The 20,842-nt window shown below is 44.7% G+C and carries 16 protein-coding genes and 1 pseudogene; 5 read left to right on the forward strand and 12 right to left on the reverse strand.

Annotation, left to right across the window (positions count from 1 at the left end; all coding sequences use genetic code 11):
- Positions 1-105: 105 nt before the first annotated feature.
- Positions 106-4,086 (forward strand): annotated as a pseudogene (locus LZU85_RS13865) (cadherin domain-containing protein); the annotation flags it as partial.
- A gap of 68 nt (positions 4,087-4,154) precedes the next feature.
- Here LZU85_RS13865 and LZU85_RS13870 read toward each other — a convergent pair.
- Positions 4,155-5,348, reverse strand: a complete 1,194-nt coding sequence (locus LZU85_RS13870; RefSeq protein WP_237287298.1) for a class I SAM-dependent methyltransferase — start codon at positions 5,346-5,348, stop codon at positions 4,155-4,157.
- Positions 5,349-5,456: 108 nt separating this feature from the next.
- Complete coding sequence (locus tag LZU85_RS13875) at positions 5,457-6,860, reverse strand: methyl-accepting chemotaxis protein (RefSeq protein ID WP_237287299.1); 1,404 nt, start codon at positions 6,858-6,860, stop codon at positions 5,457-5,459.
- An 88-nt stretch (positions 6,861-6,948) separates the two neighbouring features.
- Here LZU85_RS13875 and yccX point away from each other — a divergent pair, with 88 nt between their 5' ends.
- The gene (gene yccX / locus LZU85_RS13880; RefSeq protein WP_237287300.1) at positions 6,949-7,221 is read left to right on the forward strand and encodes an acylphosphatase; all 273 of its coding nucleotides are present in this window, start codon (positions 6,949-6,951) and stop codon (positions 7,219-7,221) included.
- Positions 7,222-7,249: 28 nt separating this feature from the next.
- On the opposite strand, the gene LZU85_RS13885 is transcribed toward yccX, so the two are convergent.
- From LZU85_RS13885 to LZU85_RS13910, 6 genes are all read right to left on the reverse strand, one after another.
- Complete coding sequence (locus tag LZU85_RS13885) at positions 7,250-7,579, reverse strand: TusE/DsrC/DsvC family sulfur relay protein (protein ID WP_237287302.1); 330 nt, start codon at positions 7,577-7,579, stop codon at positions 7,250-7,252.
- A 190-nt stretch (positions 7,580-7,769) separates the two neighbouring features.
- The gene (locus LZU85_RS13890) at positions 7,770-8,438 is read right to left on the reverse strand and encodes a Bax inhibitor-1/YccA family protein (protein ID WP_176298836.1); all 669 of its coding nucleotides are present in this window, start codon (positions 8,436-8,438) and stop codon (positions 7,770-7,772) included.
- Positions 8,439-8,640: 202 nt separating this feature from the next.
- Positions 8,641-9,390: an amino acid ABC transporter ATP-binding protein gene (locus LZU85_RS13895; protein WP_176298835.1), complete on the reverse strand. Its 750-nt coding sequence runs from the start codon at positions 9,388-9,390 to the stop codon at positions 8,641-8,643.
- 23 nt (positions 9,391-9,413) lie between these two features.
- Positions 9,414-10,511, reverse strand: a complete 1,098-nt coding sequence (locus LZU85_RS13900) for an amino acid ABC transporter permease (protein WP_176298834.1) — start codon at positions 10,509-10,511, stop codon at positions 9,414-9,416.
- Position 10,512: 1 nt separating this feature from the next.
- Positions 10,513-11,718 carry an amino acid ABC transporter permease gene (locus LZU85_RS13905; protein ID WP_176298833.1) on the reverse strand — a complete coding sequence of 402 codons (1,206 nt, stop codon included), beginning with the start codon at positions 11,716-11,718 and terminating at the stop codon, positions 10,513-10,515.
- Between the two features lie 73 nt (positions 11,719-11,791).
- Positions 11,792-12,820 carry an amino acid ABC transporter substrate-binding protein gene (locus tag LZU85_RS13910; RefSeq protein WP_176298832.1) on the reverse strand — a complete coding sequence of 343 codons (1,029 nt, stop codon included), beginning with the start codon at positions 12,818-12,820 and terminating at the stop codon, positions 11,792-11,794.
- Between the two features lie 457 nt (positions 12,821-13,277).
- On the opposite strand from LZU85_RS13910, the gene LZU85_RS13915 reads away from it, so the two are divergent.
- Positions 13,278-14,204 (forward strand): siroheme synthase, encoded by a 927-nt coding sequence (locus LZU85_RS13915; RefSeq protein WP_176298831.1) that lies wholly within the window; start codon positions 13,278-13,280, stop codon positions 14,202-14,204.
- A gap of 218 nt (positions 14,205-14,422) precedes the next feature.
- Here the strand turns inward: LZU85_RS13915 and LZU85_RS13920 are convergent, their stop codons facing one another.
- Positions 14,423-14,905, reverse strand: coding sequence for a YajQ family cyclic di-GMP-binding protein (locus tag LZU85_RS13920; protein ID WP_017422085.1), 483 nt, complete (start codon positions 14,903-14,905; stop codon positions 14,423-14,425).
- A gap of 25 nt (positions 14,906-14,930) precedes the next feature.
- Positions 14,931-15,983, reverse strand: a complete 1,053-nt coding sequence (locus tag LZU85_RS13925) for a 3-deoxy-7-phosphoheptulonate synthase (RefSeq protein ID WP_237287304.1) — start codon at positions 15,981-15,983, stop codon at positions 14,931-14,933.
- Between the two features lie 340 nt (positions 15,984-16,323).
- On the opposite strand from LZU85_RS13925, the gene LZU85_RS13930 reads away from it, so the two are divergent.
- Positions 16,324-16,809: a PaaI family thioesterase gene (locus LZU85_RS13930; RefSeq protein WP_176298830.1), complete on the forward strand. Its 486-nt coding sequence runs from the start codon at positions 16,324-16,326 to the stop codon at positions 16,807-16,809.
- A gap of 2 nt (positions 16,810-16,811) precedes the next feature.
- Here the strand turns inward: LZU85_RS13930 and LZU85_RS13935 are convergent, their stop codons facing one another.
- Positions 16,812-18,170, reverse strand: coding sequence for a hypothetical protein (locus LZU85_RS13935; RefSeq protein WP_176298829.1), 1,359 nt, complete (start codon positions 18,168-18,170; stop codon positions 16,812-16,814).
- 96 nt (positions 18,171-18,266) lie between these two features.
- Here LZU85_RS13935 and LZU85_RS13940 point away from each other — a divergent pair, with 96 nt between their 5' ends.
- Positions 18,267-19,103, forward strand: coding sequence for a CvfB family protein (locus LZU85_RS13940; protein ID WP_176298828.1), 837 nt, complete (start codon positions 18,267-18,269; stop codon positions 19,101-19,103).
- Between the two features lie 298 nt (positions 19,104-19,401).
- On the opposite strand, the gene rsmF is transcribed toward LZU85_RS13940, so the two are convergent.
- A complete protein-coding gene (gene rsmF, locus LZU85_RS13945) occupies positions 19,402-20,820 on the reverse strand; it encodes a 16S rRNA (cytosine(1407)-C(5))-methyltransferase RsmF (protein ID WP_176298827.1) in 1,419 nt (472 codons plus the stop codon).
- Positions 20,821-20,842 lie beyond the last annotated feature (22 nt).

Genomic DNA, 20,842 nt, shown 5'->3' on the forward strand with positions numbered 1-20,842 from the left:
ACCCTCACCGAAGCGGGCGTTAAAGCCGCGGCCAACGATTTTGAAGCGCTGGCGAACGTGCATAACCTGGTGGTTGGCGCTTCCGATGGCGTCAACACCACCAACATCAAGGTGACGCTCACCGAGCAGAACTTGGATGACAACGCGCCAGTCTTTGAAGAGGGTCAGTACAGCTTCAACTACGACGAAAACAGCGCGGCGGACACCGTACTGGGCACCGTCAAGGCGACCGATGCGGATAAAGAGACGGTGACCTACAGTATCAAGTCTGGCAACGACAACGGCTGGTTTGCGATTAATGCGACCACGGGCGTGATCACCTTAACTGCTGAAGGTGCCAAAGCGTTGACTAATGATTTTGAAACGCTGGCCAACGTGCACAGCTTGGTGGTGACGGCGACCGAAGACGCAGGTCTGGGTGGCGTGAAGACCACCGACATCACAGTCAAGCTCAACGAGCAGAACCTGGATGACAACGCACCTGAGTTTAAAAATACCAACCCAGAAGGCGAGTACAGTTTCAGCTATGATGAAGGGCGCTTGGCGGGTACCACTTTAGGTACTGTCACGGCGGTTGATGCTGACAACGAGAAGGTTACCTACAGCATTACATCTGGGAACACCAACGGCTGGTTTGCGATTAATCCGGACACTGGTGCGATTACGCTGACCCAAGAAGGTCAGGATGCCGAAGCCAATGATTTTGAGCGGTTTTTGAATGAACACCGTTTACAGGTCACTGCGACCGAAGTGACTGGCTTAGGTGAAGTTAAAGAGACCATAGTTAATGTGAACTTGACGGAGTTGAACATTGATGACAACGCGCCAGTATTTGAAGGCATCACTAACGGTCAGTACAGCTTCAGCTACAACGAAAACAGCGCAGAGAACAGTGTGCTGGGCACCGTCACGGCGAAAGACGCCGATGGCGAAGCGGTGACCTACATCATCAAGTCTGGTAACAACAATGGCTGGTTTGCGATTGATGCGATCACGGGCGTGATCACCCTGACGAAAGCCGGTTCAGAGGCGGCGGCCAACGACTTTGAGGCGCTGGCCAACGTGCACAGCCTGGTGGTGACCGCGACGGAAAATGCTGGCCTAGGTGGGCAGAAAACCACCGATATCAATGTCAAACTGAATGAGTTGAATGTCAATGAAGCTCCGGTTGCGGAAGATGGCCATATAGTCACCAACGAAGATCAAAGCTATGTGTTTAAGTGGTCTGATTTTGGTGTGACGGATGTCGATACTCTGCCATCGTCATTGTCTGTCATTATTGAGTCAGTTCCACTTGATGGTTCATTGACTCTAAATGGTACAGCTATTGAGATTGGTACTACCGTAAGCTATGAAGACATTAAAGAGGGCAAGTTAGTATTTACACCAGATAGCCATGAATCGAGCAGTAACAGTGCCTCTCAGGATGGTGTTGTTGTTGGCAATAAAGAGTCAGACTATGCGAAGTTCGACTTTAAAGTGTCTGATGGTGTCAGCATTAGCAAAGAGTACGCTGTTGTTATAGATGTAACACCTGACGCTAATCTGCCTAAGGTTTCGATAGCAATTGGGCAAGGCCTTGAAAAAATTGATCATAGCTTTGACTATAGCGAATATGTTCAAAAGCTTATTGATGGCGCAAATGGTTCAGGGGCGGTAATTACTGGCGACGACTTAGGAAAATTACACATCGGGACTAATTTCAACGACTTTTTCGATGTAAAAGGTGGTGCTGATCAGATCGTAGGTGAACTTGGCGACGATGTAGCGTATAGCTCTAAAGGTGATGATTCAATTTATGGTGGTTCTTATCATTCAAAACTAGGTGAAGCGGGTCTAGATACGGTTATTTATTCTGGAAAGCGTTCTGAATACACAATTACTCCATTGAATGTTGGAACTGACCAAGAAAAAGTGAATGTTGTAGACACGAAAGGTCGTGATACTTCATTTGGATGGTCTGGCTCAGGTGACGATTTATACAGTATAGAGAGATTTGTCTTTACCGATGGCGTTTATATCATGGATTCAAATGGTAATTTGGTTAAAGAGGAAACTGTGTATACCGAGTTCACCATAACTATTAATGCCAAACTGACCGATACGGATGGAAGTGAAGCTCTGGCAGATACAATTACCCTTTCTGGCATACCTGATGGAGTAACTGTTCTCGTCGATGGTCAAGAATATCTACCGTCAAATGGGGTATACACCTTGCCGATCGTGGTTGTGGGTGATAGCGGAAATGTGAATGTCGAACTACGTGTGCCTAGTGATTATTTAGGCAGCTTAGACTTTCCAATTACAGTTACAGCGACGTCCAATGAAGTTGTAAATGGTGCGATTGTAGATAGTGCTGATGGCACGTGCTCAATCTCGGTATCAATTCGTGGATATGAGGTTACAACGGGACAGAGCGGCTCTGATAGCATCGAGACATCAGCAGAGAATGATATCGTAATTGGCGATACGTCTGGTTTTCAGGTCGTACCTGGACAAGATTACAATATTGCGTTTATCTTTGACACCTCTGGAAGTATGGCTGGTGATATCACCAAGGCTAAACCTGAGCTTCAAGAGGCATTCAATAAGCTAGTAGATAGTGCTAGCGGTGACAATGCTGGTACCGTAAACATCCTACTAACAGAGTTTGCAACAAGGGCTTCTCATGTCATTAGTATTGATTTGAGTTCGAATGATCCTAAAGGTCAGTTTGAGGCTGCTCTTACCAAGATTATTGATAATGATACGGGATTGACCAACTATGAATCGGGTTTCGATTCTGCAATCGATTGGTTCGCGATGCTACCCCAAAATGGTGCCACAAACCATTCGTTCTTTATAACTGATGGAATGCCTAATCGAGCAAGCAACGATGACCTTGACGATGACGAGTTTGACCAATTCTGGATGTATGCAGATAAATCTACAGGAGAAGTACTGTCTTTACAGGGTGTTTTGGGTGATAACTTTAATCTATCTCAGCTCTTGAATTCGGGGCCTATTAGTCTTAACGGTGTAGTGGTGGTTGAGTATCATCACGGACATGCCGATGTTTATTCCCCTTACTTAGACCAAAGTGGCCAGAGAGTGTTACTAGGTACGTTAGAGTCAGATAAACATGGTAAGCTGAAGTATAAGGACTACTATGATGCCGATGAATCTCAACTAGTTCAGGCAGTTCATATGTTTAACGTTTTGGCTGGTTTATCGGCTGTTCAAGCTATTGGTATTGGCGACGATGTCAATGCAGAGATCTTGCAGGTTTTTGATACAGACAAAGTAGTTGACCACAACATCAAAGTAGATGAATTAGCTGAGGCTATTGCTGGTGAGCTAATAGAAACTCTTCCGGGGGCAGATACGATTTCCACATTGAGTGGTGACGACATATTATTCGGTGATGAGCCTGTACTATTCGCAGCCGATGGAATGACAAAGCTAACACTTCAAGAATATGTAGCTGAAAAACTCAATATGGGTGTAGCTAATATAAATGCTAAGACTATGCATGATTATATTACAAGCCATATGCGCGAGTTTGATTCTTCTTCTAGTCGAGATGCGGATGACCACCTTTTGGGAGGAGAAGGTAACGATATTCTATTTGGTCAAGGTGGCAATGATAGGCTGGATGGCGGCGTTGGCGAAGATACCCTATACGGTGGTGCTGGTAATGACACTCTGACTGGTGGTAGTGGCAACGACATCCTCATCGGCGGTCTTGGTGATGATATCCTAACGGGTGGCGATGGTGTTGATATCTTCAAGTTTGTTGATCAAACAGGACTGCGTGATGGTGAGAGAGACACCATTACCGACTTTACGGCCGGTGAAGATAAGATTGATCTTTCGGATCTGCTCCATACAAATCAGAACGACTCTATCGATTCATTGCTGGAGAGTAACGAGATAGGCCTTACTCTTAACGGTGGTCACTTAGAACTGACGATTTCACATGGTTCTAGCCATCAAACGGTGGTTATTGAGAATGGTGCATCGCAGTATCAGTCTTATATAAACGAAGACTCTATTACCAACATGAATGCGATTTTGAACGATTTGCTAAAGATTCATGATAACTAGTAAACAAAAAGGGCCGAAAGGCCCTTTTTTAATCTTTGCTTATTATTCAAAAGTTTATATGAATGAAACTACAACACCTTACACGCAAACCCTTTAAGGTAGAAACCTTCTGGGTAAGCCGTATCGGTTGGGTGGTCGGCGGCTTGCTCGAAACGTTCAACAAACTTTACGCTACGGCCTGCATCCACTGCTGCATCAGCGATGACCTTTTGAAACAGTACTTGGTCCATCAAACCTGAGCATGAGTAAGTCAGCAAAGTACCACCTGGATTCAGTATTTGCATCGCAAGCATATTGATGTCCTTGTAACCGCGACATGCGCCGTTGAGCTGTGCTTTGCTTTCAGCAAACTTTGGTGGATCCATGATCACCACGTCAAATTTGGTGCCTTGATCTCGATATTCACGCAAAAGTTTGAATACATCGGCGTTTAGGAAAACCGCGCGTTTCTTGGAGATATCGAACGCATTGAGCTCAGCGTTAAACTTTGCCGTATCGAGTGCTGGCTGAGATACATCAGCGTTAATCACGCGCTTTGCACCGCCTTTTAGAGCGTAAAGACCAAAACCACCAGTGTAAGAGAAGCAGTTAAGAACCTCTTTGTCTTTGACGTATTTCATCGCTTGTTGGCGACTGTCACGCTGATCAAGGTAGAAACCGGTCTTGTGGCCACCGACGATATCAACGCTAATTTTTACGCCGTTTTCTTCGATAACGACTGATTTCGGTGGCATTTCACCGTGTAACACACCAGTCGTTTCTTTGAGGCCTTCTTTTTTGCGTACAGAAACATCTGAGCGTTCGTATACATTGCAGTCAGGGAAAACCTCAACGAGGGCGTCAACAATATTTTGCTTTTGATGCTCGGCGCCTGCACTGAGAAGTTGGCAGACGAAGAAATTTTGGTAACGGTCGATGGTCACACCAGGCATGCCATCAGATTCTGCTGCAATAAGGCGATAGCCCGTTAAGCCATCTCGCTCAATCACATCTTCGCGAAGAAGTTGAGCGTCTTGGATGCGTTTTACAAAAAACGCTTTGTTAATATCTTGCTTTTCAAAGCTCCATACGCGAGCACGAATTTGAGATTCAGGAGAGTAGGCTGCTTTGGCTAACCATTTGCCATCGTGACCATAAACATCAACGGTTTCTCCTAATTGTGGATTACCTTCGACTCTATCGATCCCACGAGAAAAGATCCAAGGGTGGCGTCTAACAACTGACTTCTCACGACCTTTTACTAAATAGATGGCAGCGGACATTGAAATTCTCTTAAGCAAAAATGAAAGTGGGGTATTTTCAAGGAATCAGCGTAGAAAAGCAAATAGCAAAAAGGCCGCGAGCGCGGCCTTTAGCATTTTTTGTCGAGATTATGCTTTTATTCCCGTTAATAAGTTTTCCATCACATCACTTTGACGGCGTAGCTGCTCGACATTGCGAGAAGTCATATTGATCATTTCACACACGTTGTTTGATTGCATGCGAATCTCTTCCACACTGGCAGCGATATTGTCGGCAACCACACCTTGCTCTTCCGCAGCAGTGGCAATCTGAGTGCTGCTGTCTGAAATGGTTTGGTTCTTATCTGCCAGTGAAGCAATTTCATGATTGACTTCTGACATCAAGGTCTGTCCTTGGTTCGCGTTGTTGACCGTGACTTCCATCAACTTAGTCAGTGATTGGCTATTACGCTGTAATGACTCAATCATGGCTTGAATTTCGACGGTCGCTTGTTGCGTTCGTCCGGCAAGCGCACGAACTTCATCGGCTACTACTGCAAATCCGCGTCCTTGTTCACCAGCACGTGCTGCTTCGATCGCTGCGTTAAGCGCCAGTAGGTTGGTTTGCCCAGAAATACCGTTGATGGTGGTGACGACTTCATCAATTTGCGCTGCATTGGCATCGAGTTCCTCAACCGCTTTAGATGCCGACTGAATTTCAGTAGAAAGTTGTGAAATCGAGTTTAGAGTATTTGAAACTTTAACCTGACCAGATTGAGCAACACTGCGCGCATCGTCTGTTTGCGCGCTTGAGTCATGGGCAAGATTCGCGACCTCTCTGATGGTTGATGCCATCTGTTCCGTTGCACTGGCTAATGAGTTCAAATGTTCTTGTTGAGTATTTGAAATCTCCGAACTATTGGAGATGGATTGATTAAGATCGGAGCTGATTTGTTGCATGAGCGCAACCGACTCTTGTATCGACAACACCATCTTTTGCTCTCTTTCGGCGACTTTGTCGATAGTGATCGCGATGGTGCTAAACTCATCACGAACTTGGAAAAAGTTCATTCGAGCCGTTAAGTCTCCGCTTGCTAGCGTGTTTAGTGCTTTGTTCATGGTAAACATTGCGCCACCAATGAACGTCATAATGTAGTAAACCGCTAATGCGACGATGAACAATGAGACGCAGATAATGGTCCAATGAGCAGTTGAAAGGGCAGCCCAAAGGTCTTGTTCGTGAGTAGCAACGATACTAAAAGCGCCATTAAGAACAGAAACGGAACCGATGCCACTACCAATTGAAATAACGTCGGAAGAGGCTAAGATATCCATGGCCTGTGAGCGAGATAAGTTACCAGCTTCAATCAAATTCTTCATCAGTACAAGTTCATCTTGATACAAATGATTGAGCATGGCATCCGCTGCATTATCCAAAACCAGGGTAAGAATGAGCAGTGCAACTAGCGGGAGAAGGAAAAGCAAGTAGAACTTTTCTTGAATTTTTAGATGGATGAGATATTTATCAATCCAACGAAAAGGGATTTCTTTCATAATTATTATACTCGTAGTAACCCACGGTCCTTTGTGGGGTGAATAGACTTAATAAATATATCACTCAAAAAAACGGAGAGGTATACGGATGACAATAAGATGCGAAAAATTTGTGGTCTCTGGCATAGTTCAAGGCGTTGGGTTCCGCTATCACACCTCTCATCAGGGTTTAAAGTTCAATTTAGTCGGTTATGCGAAGAATTTGAATAACGGAGATGTTGAAGTTATCGCCTGTGGTGAACTGGAGAAGATAGAAGAGTTTGCTCAGTGGTTAAAACACGGCCCCAAAACGGCTCGCGTCGATGAGCTTAAAAGAGAAGAAATTACCTGTCGTGAATTTCAAGGGTTTGAAATCCTGTAGCTGAGCGCTACAGGATAAGAATAGGGAGTTAGAGGCACTTTGCCGGTTTTGGTAAACCTGCAAGTTTGGTCGCCTGTTTTGCTGGCCCTTCTTTAAAAAGCTTAAAAAGATACTTGCTGTTGCCTTTGTCTGGCCCGTGTGATTTTTCCATCGCTTTCACCAGCATTCTCACCGCTGGCGATGTATTAAACTCTTGGTAAAAGTTACGCACGAAGTGAACTACTTCTAGATGCGCATCTGTGAGTTCAATGCCTTCTTGGGCGGCAAGTATCGCAATCATTCCTTCTTCCCACTGCGTGTGGTCGAGTAGGTAACCTTGAGCATCGGTTTCAATTTCTTTGCCGTTATAGACGAACATACGTTGTATCCATCATGTTACTGGTGATGTGTATAGGGTAGCGTACCGGTAAGGTGCTGCTCAACAAAAGATTCTCATAGTTATGTTGAGCGAAGAAAAAGCGTGCAAATCGGGATTTTTCTTGGCAAACATAAATAGAAAAAGCCCGAAGCAATGCTTCGGGCTCTTGATTCGCGTTTATGCAAAACGATTAATCATCTCTCATGATGCCTAAAATGGTTAGTAGGCTTGTGAACAAGTTCAAGATATTTAGGTACATTGAAATCGTTGCACTCACGTAGTTGGTTTCTTCACCTCGAACGATACGGCTAGTATCAAATAGGATGAATCCAGAGAAAACCAATGCAGATACACTGCTGATAACAAGCTGACCTAGCGTTGAGCCAACAAAGATGTTGATGATAGCTGCAACGATGACAATGATGAGGCCTGCCATCAAGAAGTTACGCATAAAAGAGAAATCTTTTTTGCTGGTGATGGTGTATGCCGAAAGCCCTAGGAATACCATGCCTGTTAAACCCAAAGCTTGAGCAATAATAGTAGGGCCGCTTGGGATTGAAGCGTAGTAAGTCAGCATTGGACCAAGAGCCCCACCCATTAATGTTGTGAAGACGAATGTCCAAACAATGCCCATTGATGAGTTAATGCTACGTGGTAGAGCAAAAAACAGAATGCCGATTGCAGCGACTTGCATCACAAGTGCCATCATCGGAGAAATACCTATAGCCATAGTTGCAACCGCGGCGATAGCGCTGGTCACAAGGGTCATAGAGAGCAGAAAGTACGTGTTTTTCAAAACCTTATTGGTTTGAAGAGTACTTTCCATACTCGATGTGCGAGTAAACATAGGACTGTTCATAATCTTCCTCTTGAAGGTATGTTTAATTTATATGTCTATATATGAGGCCGATAGTTCCAAAAATCAAGCCTGAGTTTATTTTTACCTAGCCAAAATGATAGTAGAAATAATGAGTTATGCACTATCCAGTTTGTAACACTTTATTTCCACTTAAAACGAAAAAAGAGGCGGATAAAACGCCTCTTTTACTCGGTGGTTCGCATTAGTGGTGCAAAATTTGTGCAAGGAAGTTTTGTGTACGGTCCGATTGAGGATTCTCAAAAAACTCTTTCGGATTGTTTTCTTCAATGATCTCCCCGGCATCCATGAAAATCACCCGATCGGCAACTTCTTTTGCAAAGCCCATTTCGTGGGTTACACACAACATGGTCATGCCTTCTTCTGCCAGTTCAACCATAACATCCAACACCTCACGTACCATTTCTGGATCAAGTGCAGATGTCGGTTCGTCAAACAACATCACTTTAGGGCTCATACACAATGAACGAGCAATGGCAACGCGTTGCTGTTGCCCACCAGAAAGCTGGCCTGGATATTTGTCCGCTTGCTCTGGGATTTTTACACGTTCAAGGTATTTCATTGCGATGGCTTCAGCTTCCTCCTTCGGCATTTTCTTCACCCAAATCGGCGCTAGTGTGCAGTTTTCCAAGACCGTTAGGTGAGGGAAGAGGTTAAAATGTTGGAAACACATACCAACTTCTCGTCTTACTGCTTCGATGTTTTTTAGGTCTTCGGTCAGTTCATTACCAGAAACGATGATCTGGCCAGCTTGATGTTCTTCTAAGCGATTGATGCAGCGAATCATGGTTGACTTTCCTGAACCTGATGGTCCACAAATTACAATCTTTTCGCCTTTCTTCACATTCAAGTTGATGTTTTTTAGTACGTGAAACTCACCGTACCACTTATTCATATCCTTCAGTTGGATCATGTAATCTTGTTGTTGCGTCATAATACGTCCTTGAGTTTTCTGAATTATCGTTTGTGACCGGTGTGTAGTTTATTTTCTAGCCATATCGAGTATCTCGACATGCCAAAACAAAATATCCAGAACACTAACGCGACAAATACATAACTTTCTGTAGCAAAACCAAGCCACTCAGGATCGGTGTTTGCTGCTTGACCAATGCCCAACACATCGAACATACCGATGATCAGTACAAGGCTGGTGTCTTTAAAGAGGCCAATAAAGGTGTTTACGATGGACGGAATGGTAATTTTCAGCGCTTGCGGAAGAATAATTAAGCCCATTTTTTTCCAATACGTGAGCCCTAAAGCGTCGGCTGCCTCGTATTGGCCCTTTGGTATCGCTTGCAGGCCGCCACGCACTACTTCTGCCATGTAGGCTGCACTGAACATCACCACGCCAATCAAGGCTCGAATCAACTTATCCGTTTCTGACCCTTCGGACAAGAAGAGTGGCAGCATAACTGAAGCCATGAAAAGCACTGTAATCAACGGCACACCACGCCATACCTCGATATACACGGTACACAAGCTTCTAATAATGGGCATATCAGAGCGACGACCCAAAGCGAGGGCAACACCAATTGGAAGTGAAACGACTATCCCCACTAGCGCAATGATTAAAGTAACGAGTAAACCGCCCCACTTGTGGGTTTCCACTACTTCTAAACCGAATACGCCGCCATAGAGTAATCCAGCCACTATAAAAGGATAGATGTTGACAAAGAACAACCAAATCCACATTCGTTTTGGTGTTTTCTCATAGGCGAGTAGCACAGTGAAAATCGCCAGCGTAATGTAGAACAGGCGAGGGCGCCACAGTTCTTCTTGTGGGTAAAACCCATACATGAACTGCTCCCAACGCACACTAATGAACACCCAGCAAGCACCTTCACGACTGCATGCATCGCGGGTGGTGCCAATCCAATCTGCTTTCAAAAACGCCCAATCCAAGATGTACCAGAATGCACTTATTGCAAAGTAAGCAAGTATGATGGTTAGGACTGAATTTACTGGGCTGTTAAACAAATTCTTCCTCATCCAACTCAAAACACCCACGGTGTTGGCTGGCGGTGGAAGATTTGGCTGAAATTGATGTACTTTCATTTTATCTCTCCACCAAAGCGACTTTTTTATTGTAAATATTCATCAATGCGGAAGTGGTCAAGCTCAACGTCAAGTACACACCCATCGTCATCGCAATGATCTCAATGGCTTGTCCTGTTTGGTTGAGCGTTGTTCCGGCAAATACGGACACCAAATCTGGATAACCAATCGCCATCGCTAGCGATGAGTTCTTTGTCAGATTCAAGTATTGGCTGGTGAGTGGAGGAATAATGATCCGTAGTGCCTGGGGAATAATAATCAACTTGAGCGTGCGTGAACGTGGCAAGCCTAAAGACATTGCGGCCTCGGTTTGGCCATGATTCACCGCGTTAATGCCAGAGCGAACAATCTCAGCAATGAAGGCTGCGGTATAAATACTCAGCGCAAGCAGCAGTGCCGCTAGCTCTGGAATGATGCTAATACCACCTTGATAATTAAAACCTTTGAGTTGTGGGTATTCTGTCGATATCGGCATACCGGAAATAAAATAGACGACGGCAGGTAAACCTACAATGAGTGCGAGCGCAATACGTCCCATCGGTGTTTGTTGACCGGTCAACTTCTGCTTATTTTTAGCCCAGACACCAATCACTAAGGTGGCGATCATCCCAGCGAACAAGGCAGCAAAAATAAATGCACTACCTGATTCGAAAATGGGTTTAGGCAAGAACAATCCACGCACGTTCAAAAATACCGCTTCACCCAAACTGATACTTTGTCTCGGAGAGGGAAGAGCTTGAAGTACTGCGAAATACCAAAAGAATATCTGCAGTAGCAAGGGAACGTTGCGGAAAATTTCGATATAGACCGCTGCGAAACGGCTCACCAACCAGTTTGAGGATAAGCGAGCAATGCCAATGACAAAGCCAAGAAATGTAGCAAGAATAATACCTAAAAAGGAGACTAACGCGGTGTTCAGTAAGCCGATGATAAAAGTACGACCATAAGAGTAGGTTTCATTGTACTCAATCAAGGTTAAACCGATACCAAATCCAGCCTCTTGAGACAGAAAGTCAAAACCGGTTGCAATGCCTCGAGAACTCAAGTTAGTAAGTGCGTTGTTAATGATGGTGTAGAAGAAGAAGACCAACGCCAAAATAGCAATAACTTGGAAAACGGCCGAACGAAAAGTGGGGTTGTAAATCAGATTGCCTACCGCTGCCGGCTTAGCGGGAGCACTTGACGAGATGTTTTTATCAGGGTTCATACAACAATAACCTCTAATCCATTATCTAGAAAAAAGGGCGGCACTTGTCCGCCCATTTAATAGTAGGAAGTGATTAACGGATCGGTGGCGCGTACATGAAGCCACCAGCATTCCACAGTGCATTCACACCACGTGAAATTTGCAGTGGAGAGCCCGTACCAACAGTTCGCTCAAAGCTTTCCCCATAGTTGCCTACTTGCTTCACGACTTGGTAACCCCAATCGTCACGAATGCCTAGACCTTTACCTTTAGGGCCATCGATACCTAGGATGCGTTTGATGTTTGGATCGTCGGACTTAAGCATTTCTTCCGCGTTTTTAGAGGTGATACCGTACTCTTCTGCGTTGATCATCGCATTGAGTGTCCACTTAGCGATGTTGAACCACTGATCGTCACCTTGGCGAACAACAGGTCCAAGAGGCTCTTTTGAAATAATTTCCGGAAGAACGACGGCTGAATCAGGCTTTTCAAGGTTTAGACGAAGCGCATAAAGGCCCGATTGGTCAGTTGTAAGCACGTCACAACGACCAGCATCAAAACCTTTTGAGGTTTGTGCTGCCGTATCAAACACAACAGGCTTGTAGCTCATACCTGTGTTGCGGAAGTAGTCTGCAAGGTTAAGTTCGGTTGTGGTACCAGATTGCACACACACTGAAGCACCATCGAGCTCTTTCGCGCTCTTGATGCCAAGATCTTTTTTCACCATGAAGCCTTGGCCATCGTAATAGTTTACGCCTACGAAATTAAGACCAAGAGCAGCGTCGCGTTGTAGAGTCCATGTGGTGTTGCGAGATAGAACGTCAATTTCGCCTGATTGTAGAGCGGTAAAACGCTCTTTTGCAGTAAGTGGAACAAACTTAACTTTGGTTTTGTCGCCTAACACTGCAGCTGCAATCGCTTGGCAGTATTCTACGTCAATCCCTTCCCATTCTCCTTTGGAGTTAGGGTTAGAAAAACCAGGTAAACCAGTACTGACACCGCAGGTAACAAAGCCCTGTTTCATCACTTTGTCTAGAGTGGTTTCTGCAGCGAATGCATTTGATGACAACATAGCAGTAGAAGCCGCTACCAATGAAGCCAAAATTGTTAATTTATTTGCCATTTGTATCCTTCCTGTATGATCCATGTTAGACCAGGTAAAACCTGATACAACGTGCTCAAAAGTTGTGTGCGTATCCTAACTGATTGATTTTGGCTAAAAACGGCTATCCAAAAATCAATTATTTATAAGCGTAGGAAAGGATTGTGGATTTCTCAAATGTATAATTTAAAAAGATTTTTGAGAGTAATCACAAACCCAACAGTAATTAGAATGACGAAGTGTTAACCGATTGTAAATAGTGCAACAGGTTTATACTTTGGTGCAGGAGAGCTTTTGTTAAATATATTAATAGTATTGCCGACTTTCAGTTTGCTTGAGTTGTGGATATTGGATTAATCAACCAAAAATGGCTTGAAATTTGAACGAAAATTATTTGTTGTGCCACTTTGTGATGATATTTATGCACCAAATCTGTTACGATGAGCCTCGTAGTGAGAAACAATAGACAGGGATCGAAATGCGATATTTTCCTCTTTTCATGGATCTAGAAAACAAACCCGTACTTGTTGTTGGTGGAGGGGAAGTTGCAAGTCGCAAGATTGAGGCTTTGTTAAAAGCAGGTGCAAAAGTAACGATCGTTTCCCCGACGTTGGTTGAAGAGTTGATGCAATGGGTGAAAGAAGGTGCTTGCTACTGGGTTAAGAACTTTTACTCTTCTGAATTGATGGATGGGCATTATGTCCAGGTTTGGGCTACCACCAATAATCCCTCTCTCAATCATCAAGTCTATCGAGACGCAAAACAGCGTAACTTGTTGGTAAATGTGGTAGATGATAAGCCATATTGTGATTTCATTACTCCATCGATGATAGTGCGTGGTCGAGTGCAGATTGCAATATCTAGTGGTGGTGCCTCACCGGTTTTGATTCGCAATATTCGTGAGTCGCTCGAGGCGATATTGCCACAGAATCTGAGTTTATTGGCTGATTTTGCCGAATCAAAACGTCATGCCGTGAAACAGCGTTTTGAGAGCATTGACGAACGACGCACATTTTGGGAAGCGTTTTTTGATTTGTCAGAGGTAAAGTTAGCCAGCGACAAACAGCAGCTTGACAAGCTATTTTTGCCGGCCCTTGAAGGGGCGATACAACGTAACGTTCAGTGCACTTGGATTGCATGCAGTGATGATGTTGAAATGTTACCTATTAAGGCCTTGCGCTATATGCAGAAAGCAGAGTTGGTCCTTGCTCCAAAAGCGTTGTCTGAACCGTTTTTGGAAATGGTGCGAAGAGATGCTGTTCGTTTCAGTTACACGTCTCCCGCACAGCTTGCTGAAAAGCTACAGGAAGCCAAAAACGAACCGATTAAGATTTGTGTCTTGTTTCCATCTGGAAGCAATGAGTTCAGTTTTCTTCAGCAGGGTGATTTGGTGATTGAGCGATAGGGCTCTTTAGATTGCCTATTGGTGGCGTTGGGAAGCATTCAACATGTTGAAAAAGCCTAGTTGATTTGATGAGTCACTTAGTGTGTAAGTGATGCTCTGTTGGCGGTGAACAGTCAACAAGATTCCATATCACTGGCAGTGTTCAGCCATTCTTTTTTGGCTTATTAATTGAACAAAGCCTCTATTCGATAGAGGCTTTGTTTATTCCGTTCGATGCACTAATCACGGAAGTTATTGAACTGGAACGGTTGGCCAAGTTCTGCGGCACGAATTGCTGCAATAGCTTCTTGCAAATCGTCGCGTTTTTTACCCGTTACGCGAACTTTGTCGCCTTGGATAGAAGCTTGTACTTTCAGTTTGGCATCTTTAATCAGCTTAACGATTTTTTTCGCCATTGGCGTTTCAATGCCTTGCAGGAAAACAATGTCTTGATGCCAATTTTTGCCTGTCTGCTCAGCCGTTTTCGCATCCATAGAGTTTGCGTCAACGCCACGTTTAGCAAGGTGACCACGTAAAATATCGCGCATTTGCTTTAACTGGAAGTCACCTTCAGCAGAGACTTTTACCGTTTGCTCTACTAGCTCAAAGCTAGCTTGCACGTTACGAAAATCAAAACGAGTCGAAAGCTCACGGTTTGAGTTGTCTACAGCGTTGCGTAGTTCAACGGTATCGATTTCAGAAACAATGTCAAATGACGGCATGGTTTAAGTTCCTATAGTTATTATCTTAACGGCTTTCTTTTACAGCAGTCGCAAGCATATCCAGCATTTGCGCTGTGTGTTCCCAGCTTAGGCAAGGGTCAGTGATCGATTGGCCGTAGGTCAAGTTATCAAGATCAGTCATCGGCTGATTGCCTTCGGTAATGAAGCTTTCTGCCATGATGCCTGCGATATAAGTGCTGCCTGCTTTTAGCTGGTTACAAATGTCTTGCGCGACATCGAGCTGTTTGCGATGTTGCTTTTCACAGTTCGCGTGACTGAAATCAACGATCAAACGCTGTGGCAAATCGAACTCAGCCAGTGATTGACAGGCAGACTCAACCGATTTTGCATCAAAGTTAGAGCCGGTATCACCACCACGCAGAATAATGTGTCCATATGGGTTACCACTGGTGCGGTAAACGGTCATGCGGCCATTTTTATCTGGAGAGTAGAAGTAATGCGAAGCTTTTGATGCGCGAATTGCGTCAATCGCAATTTTCACGTTGCCGTTGGTGCCGTTTTTAAAGCCAACCGGGCAGGAGAGTGCAGATGCCATTTCACGGTGAATTTGCGATTCAGTGGTTCGAGCTCCAATCGCGCCCCAAGTGATCAAATCAGCAATATATTGACCGGTGATCATGTCAAGAAACTCAGTTGCGGTAGCAAGGCCAAGTTTGTTGATGTCGAGCAATAGCTTACGTGCTTTATGCAGGCCAGCTTCTAGTGCGTACGAGCCATCCAGATTTGGGTCGGTTATGAGGCCTTTCCAGCCCACCACAGTGCGTGGTTTTTCAAAGTAGGTGCGCATAACGATGAACAGCTCATCGCGATACTGCTCTTGAATCGAGCTCAAACGCGTCGCGTAATCAATCGCGGCTTCAGTATCGTGCACAGAGCAAGGACCGACAATCACCAAAAGGCGGTTGTCCTTACCCGTTAAAATATCTTCAATTTGTCTGCGAGATTTCGCAATTCGCTCGGCCACATCGTCGGTAATCGGATGGGCTTGGCTCAACTCAGCAGGAGTTGGCATTGGACCCAAAGGTTGGGTTCTCAATTCATCGGTTTTTAGTGGCATGTGATAGCTTTGGTATTTATAACGAAGCGGTAAAGATAACGGAATTAGTCTCAGGAATAAACCATTTAACTGGAATCTTACGGATCTATTTCCGTGTCAAACTGTAAAGCTAGCGTGAATTAAAATGAATATAAGCGTAAGTGAAACGGTATGAGCAACTGTTAATAAATAAAAGCCTTAATGAAAAGGGAGTTAATGAACATTTTTCACTGAATTGATGATGAATCGCGGGGATAAATTCGTGATCGACTCAGCGACCTGATGATTTTTGTTAACAACTCTTTGACAACTGGTGCTGTGCGCAGGAAACTGGTCAGACTAGTTATAAGGAAACGCCACTATGCTTACGTCACTACAAAAAGCCAATCTTTATCTCAATATGTTTGGGTTTTCAAAAGTCCCACTGATCTGGTTGTGTCGCCCCAAAATCATTGCTATTGATGAAAACATGGTCGAAGTGAAAATCCCCCTAAGAAAACGAACAAAGAACCACCTGAATAGTATGTACTTCGGCGCATTAGCGGTTGGTGCGGATGTGGCAGGTGGTTTTTTGGCGATGAGCAAAGCCAAAAATCAAGGAGAGAAAATTTCCTTGGCGTTTAAGGGCGTTAAGGCGGAATTTCTTAAAAGGCCAGAGGCGGATGTGCATTTTGTTTGCCATGATGGCCCTTTGATCGACCAAATGCTGGCTCAAACCATGCAAACAGGTGAAAGGGTTAATCAAGATGTTCGAATTACCGCGCTTTGTCCCACCTTGCATGGGGATGAGCCGATGGCCGAATTTGATTTAACCCTATCGATTAAAAAAGTGACGCCTAGGGCGTAACGCTAGGTTTCAGGTTGTTCGATTTTCTCGATGGCAACAATTTTCGAGCGATTCATGACAATTTTCCAGCGGTAGTAAACGGGCTCACCTTGGTGGGTGTTTTCTTTCACAATCAGATTAAAGAGATGGCGTTTTTCCACTGATTCGCGACTGACTTGCCCATCTTGTAGCCGATAGATACGGTTGCTGCCTTTGTCCATCAAACGTGTAAATGGTCTTAAACTGATGTTGAATGTTTCGCGTGTTTGCTCATAGCCACTCAAAAAGCGAGACGTCGACATTTCCGTTTTGGCGTGGTAGTGAAGAATTTGCTCTTCACGCTGAACCACGCGTCGTTTCCGAATAGCTTGAATGCGATCCGGCAGTTTATTGATGACGGTGTAATCTAACCATTCCAACTTGTGGCCGACCTCTTTCCCTGTCGTGGGGTCGGTGTATTTGCGACGCCACTTCGGCTTACCTTTGCGGATCCAACGCCACATCATGTCACGTAAGTCGTCTTTAAAGATCTCTCTAAGCGCGTAGATCACCGACATAGCCACGATAAACGATGCGGAAATTTCTCCAAGATAGTCTCGCGCAGAAATCACAGTTGTGGTCACAAATACCATCACAAGACCGGTTGCCAGTCCTTTAATCACCCGTTTGATGTTGTTTCCCAATGAAACACTTTTCTCATTAAGAACAATGGGATGTTCAATCAAACGCCGCAAAAGGCGCATTTTATTGGTCATGCGCGTTGCATCGTCCGCTGCGTTGGATGAGTTGTACTTATTGAGTTTTCGATGTGCTTGCTCTTTTTCGCAGAGAGTGATTAAGCGATCCTTGATGGTGCTGTAATCGCCTTCACGTGGTAAGTGGGCAACCAAGGCAAGAAATTTTTGTTCTGTGTACCAAGAAAGATAGTTATCGATGTTGACGTAATAACGCTTGAGAATTTCTTCATACGGGATAGAGCGGCGCAGTCTTTTGAGGATATCGAGAGAAATCTCAATCACTTCATCGACTTGATCTTCGGTGACGCCGTCACTGGATTGCTCATTCAGTTTAGCCACGGCTTTATCAAGTGCGATCACGTACTGATAGGCAAACAAACTCAAGCTAACACGATACTGAGTGTTGGATAAACGCCCCCGCTGTGCTAATCGGCTGTGAACTAAAGGCAGTAGCGTTTTGTCACTGTAATAAGAACGCTTTTGCACCACAGAGGTATAGTAAAACTCAGATTCAGAGAGAACTTCAGGCGTTAGCCCAAGCTCTCCAGGTACGAATAGGTAGAAGTCGAGATCGAGTTTTTTACTTGCCCCCATAATATGGCTGATCTTGAGGGTGATGGAGTCTTGTTTATCGACTGAAATCAACGAAATACCCTATTTGATAAATAATTGTATTGAGACTTGCGCAAGAATAGCAGAGATAACGTATAATCTCTGCAAATTTGCAGTGAGATATATTCAATGATTAAAGTTGGTCAAATTAACAACTTAGAAGTAACTAAACGCACAGATTTTGGTGTATTCCTAGATGGAAAAGACTACGGCAGCATTTTACTGGCAAACAAACATGTGCCAGAAGGCTGTGACGTCGGCGCTCAAATCGATGTTTTTATTTACTTTGACTCCGACAATCAATTGGCAGCTACAACTGAAACGCCAATCGCACAAGTGGGCGAATGGGGCTTGATGAAGGTTGAGGGTGTCAACAGCACGGGTGCTTTTGTTAACTGGGGCATCAAAGAGAAAGATCTACTGGTGCCATACAGTGAGCAACGCAGCCGTTTTACCGCTGGTCAATCGATTCTCGTGTATGTGTACACCGATAAAGCCTCTGGCCGAATTGTCGGCACCACCAAATTCAATAAGCTACTTGATAAAACACCGGCGAACTACACCCGCAACGAGCAAGTGGATCTGATCATTGCTGAGCGCAGTCAGTTGGGCTTCAAAGCGATTGTCAATGGTTCACACTGGGGCATGATTTTTCCATCGGATGTTTTTGGCAAGCTGTTTATTGGCAAGAAGCTGAAAGGCTTCATTAAGAACATCCGTGAAGATGGAAAAATTGATTTGTCGTTGCAGAAGGTTGGCGTCGCGAAGATGGATGATTTGTCAGAAAAAGTGCTAGAACTACTTGAAAAGAAAGGCGGCTTCTTACCACTTAATGACAAATCCAGCCCTGATGCTATTTTTGCAGCATTCCGCACCAGTAAGGGCACTTATAAAAAGACGATTGGTGGTCTGTTTAAAACTGGAAAAATCACGATTGAAGATGATGGCATTCGTTTAGTGAAATAGTGGCCATATCGCATTCTTCGTTAGTAAATCATTGCCTGTTGTTGTCGTTAACTGGCAGTTATAAGCGAAATGTAACGTTAATATAAAAAAAGGCCCATCGCTTCCATCGTTGGGCCCAGGGGAAGTGGCTCGTAAGAGCCTGCGCTAAATTGTGTTGTGCCGTAAAGTCTGGGAAAGTTACTTGAGGGGGATTCTCTCCAACACTTTCACGTTCAACTAATCTTAATTGTAGTACAGGCTTTTAGAGCTGCTTAGTTCGACGCGTCGAACTCATTTGTTTTTGGAAGCGGTCTTATAACTAGAACAAATTCTTATCTTTGACCAACTCTCTTGGCAAACCATTCTTAATTTTGTTACTGACCCATTTTCCCAAGCCGATAATGGCACCTTGGTAGCGGACGAAAACTTCACCTTTGCCACTGTTGTCTGGGTAAATATCACGACCCATAAACCATTCGCGTGCGGCATCGGTGTCGATGTCCACAACGGTTTTCTCATCGCCGCTGGCTAATGTTGTTGCAATCTGATGCTGCCAACGATAGCCATTCTTGTGCTTTTCAGCCAGCTTGATCCCCATACGAGAGAAGCGCAGTTCACCCAGCATGGGTTCTAAAGCATTAGGGAAGAGCCAAACATCGTTGTCTCGTAACCAAATGGTGCTGTCCGTGGGTAAACTGATATCAAGTGAATCAGAGAGGGATTTCTCAATCAAGGCACTCTCTTTTTTACTCGCTTTTTGAAATGGAAACTTACCCATTTTCTTGTTGACGTCTGGAGTGTTGACCGACGCCAGTTTGCGAATACGCGCGACGAAGAAACCTTCACTGTCGTACACTTGCGGGAAAATATGCAGAAACCCTTCTTCGGTTAGCGCTTTCTCTGCGCCATCGAAGAGCGAGCTCAAACTTTCAAACGCCACGGCATCGCCAAAAGTGTGTTTTAGATGGTGACAAACTTGCTGGTTTTCTTCTTCGCTCAATGTGCAGGTCGAGTAAACCATGACACCACCCGGTTTGAGCGCTTGAAATGCACTTTCGATCAAATCTTTTTGTGTCGCCGCAATTTCAAGTACTGATTCTTGGGACCAGTTTTTCATTGCATCTTCGTCTTTGCGCACGGTGCCTTCGCCTGAGCAAGGGGCGTCAAGCAACACAGCATCAAACGATTCTGGTAGCCAACCACCAAACACACGGCCATCAAAGTTACTCAATGCTGCATTTCGAACACCACAACGTTCAATGTTGGCGTGAAGCACTTTCACTCGGCTTGCAGCATACTCGTTCGCGACCAAAATGCCTTGGTTGTTCATTAATGCTGCTATTTGTGTGGTTTTAGAGCCAGGTGCCGCGGCGGTATCCAGCACCGATTCAAATTGGTTTTCACCCAGAAAGAGCGCGCTAACTGGCATCATTGAGCTGGCTTCTTGAATATAGAACAAACCGCACATGTGCTCAGCCGTGTTGCCAAGCGGTACTTTGCTTTCATCTGCCTCAATCCAAAAACCGGTTTCACACCAAGGAACAGGGTGAAGCGTCCAACTTTTCTCTTGCGCGATGGTAAGAAAGGCATCAACGGAGATCTTGAGCGTGTTGACGCGGATACTTTTACGCAGTGGCTGCTGACAGTAGGCGATAAAGTCGTCCATGTTCAGGGCGCTAGGTAGGATGGTTTTGATTTTTTCCAGAAAGGTTTCTGGCAGATAGACGTTTGAATGCACAGTAGGGTTCCAGGTGCCAATA

The organism is Vibrio floridensis (assembly GCF_021852965.1).
GTDB lineage: Bacteria > Pseudomonadota > Gammaproteobacteria > Enterobacterales > Vibrionaceae > Vibrio > Vibrio floridensis.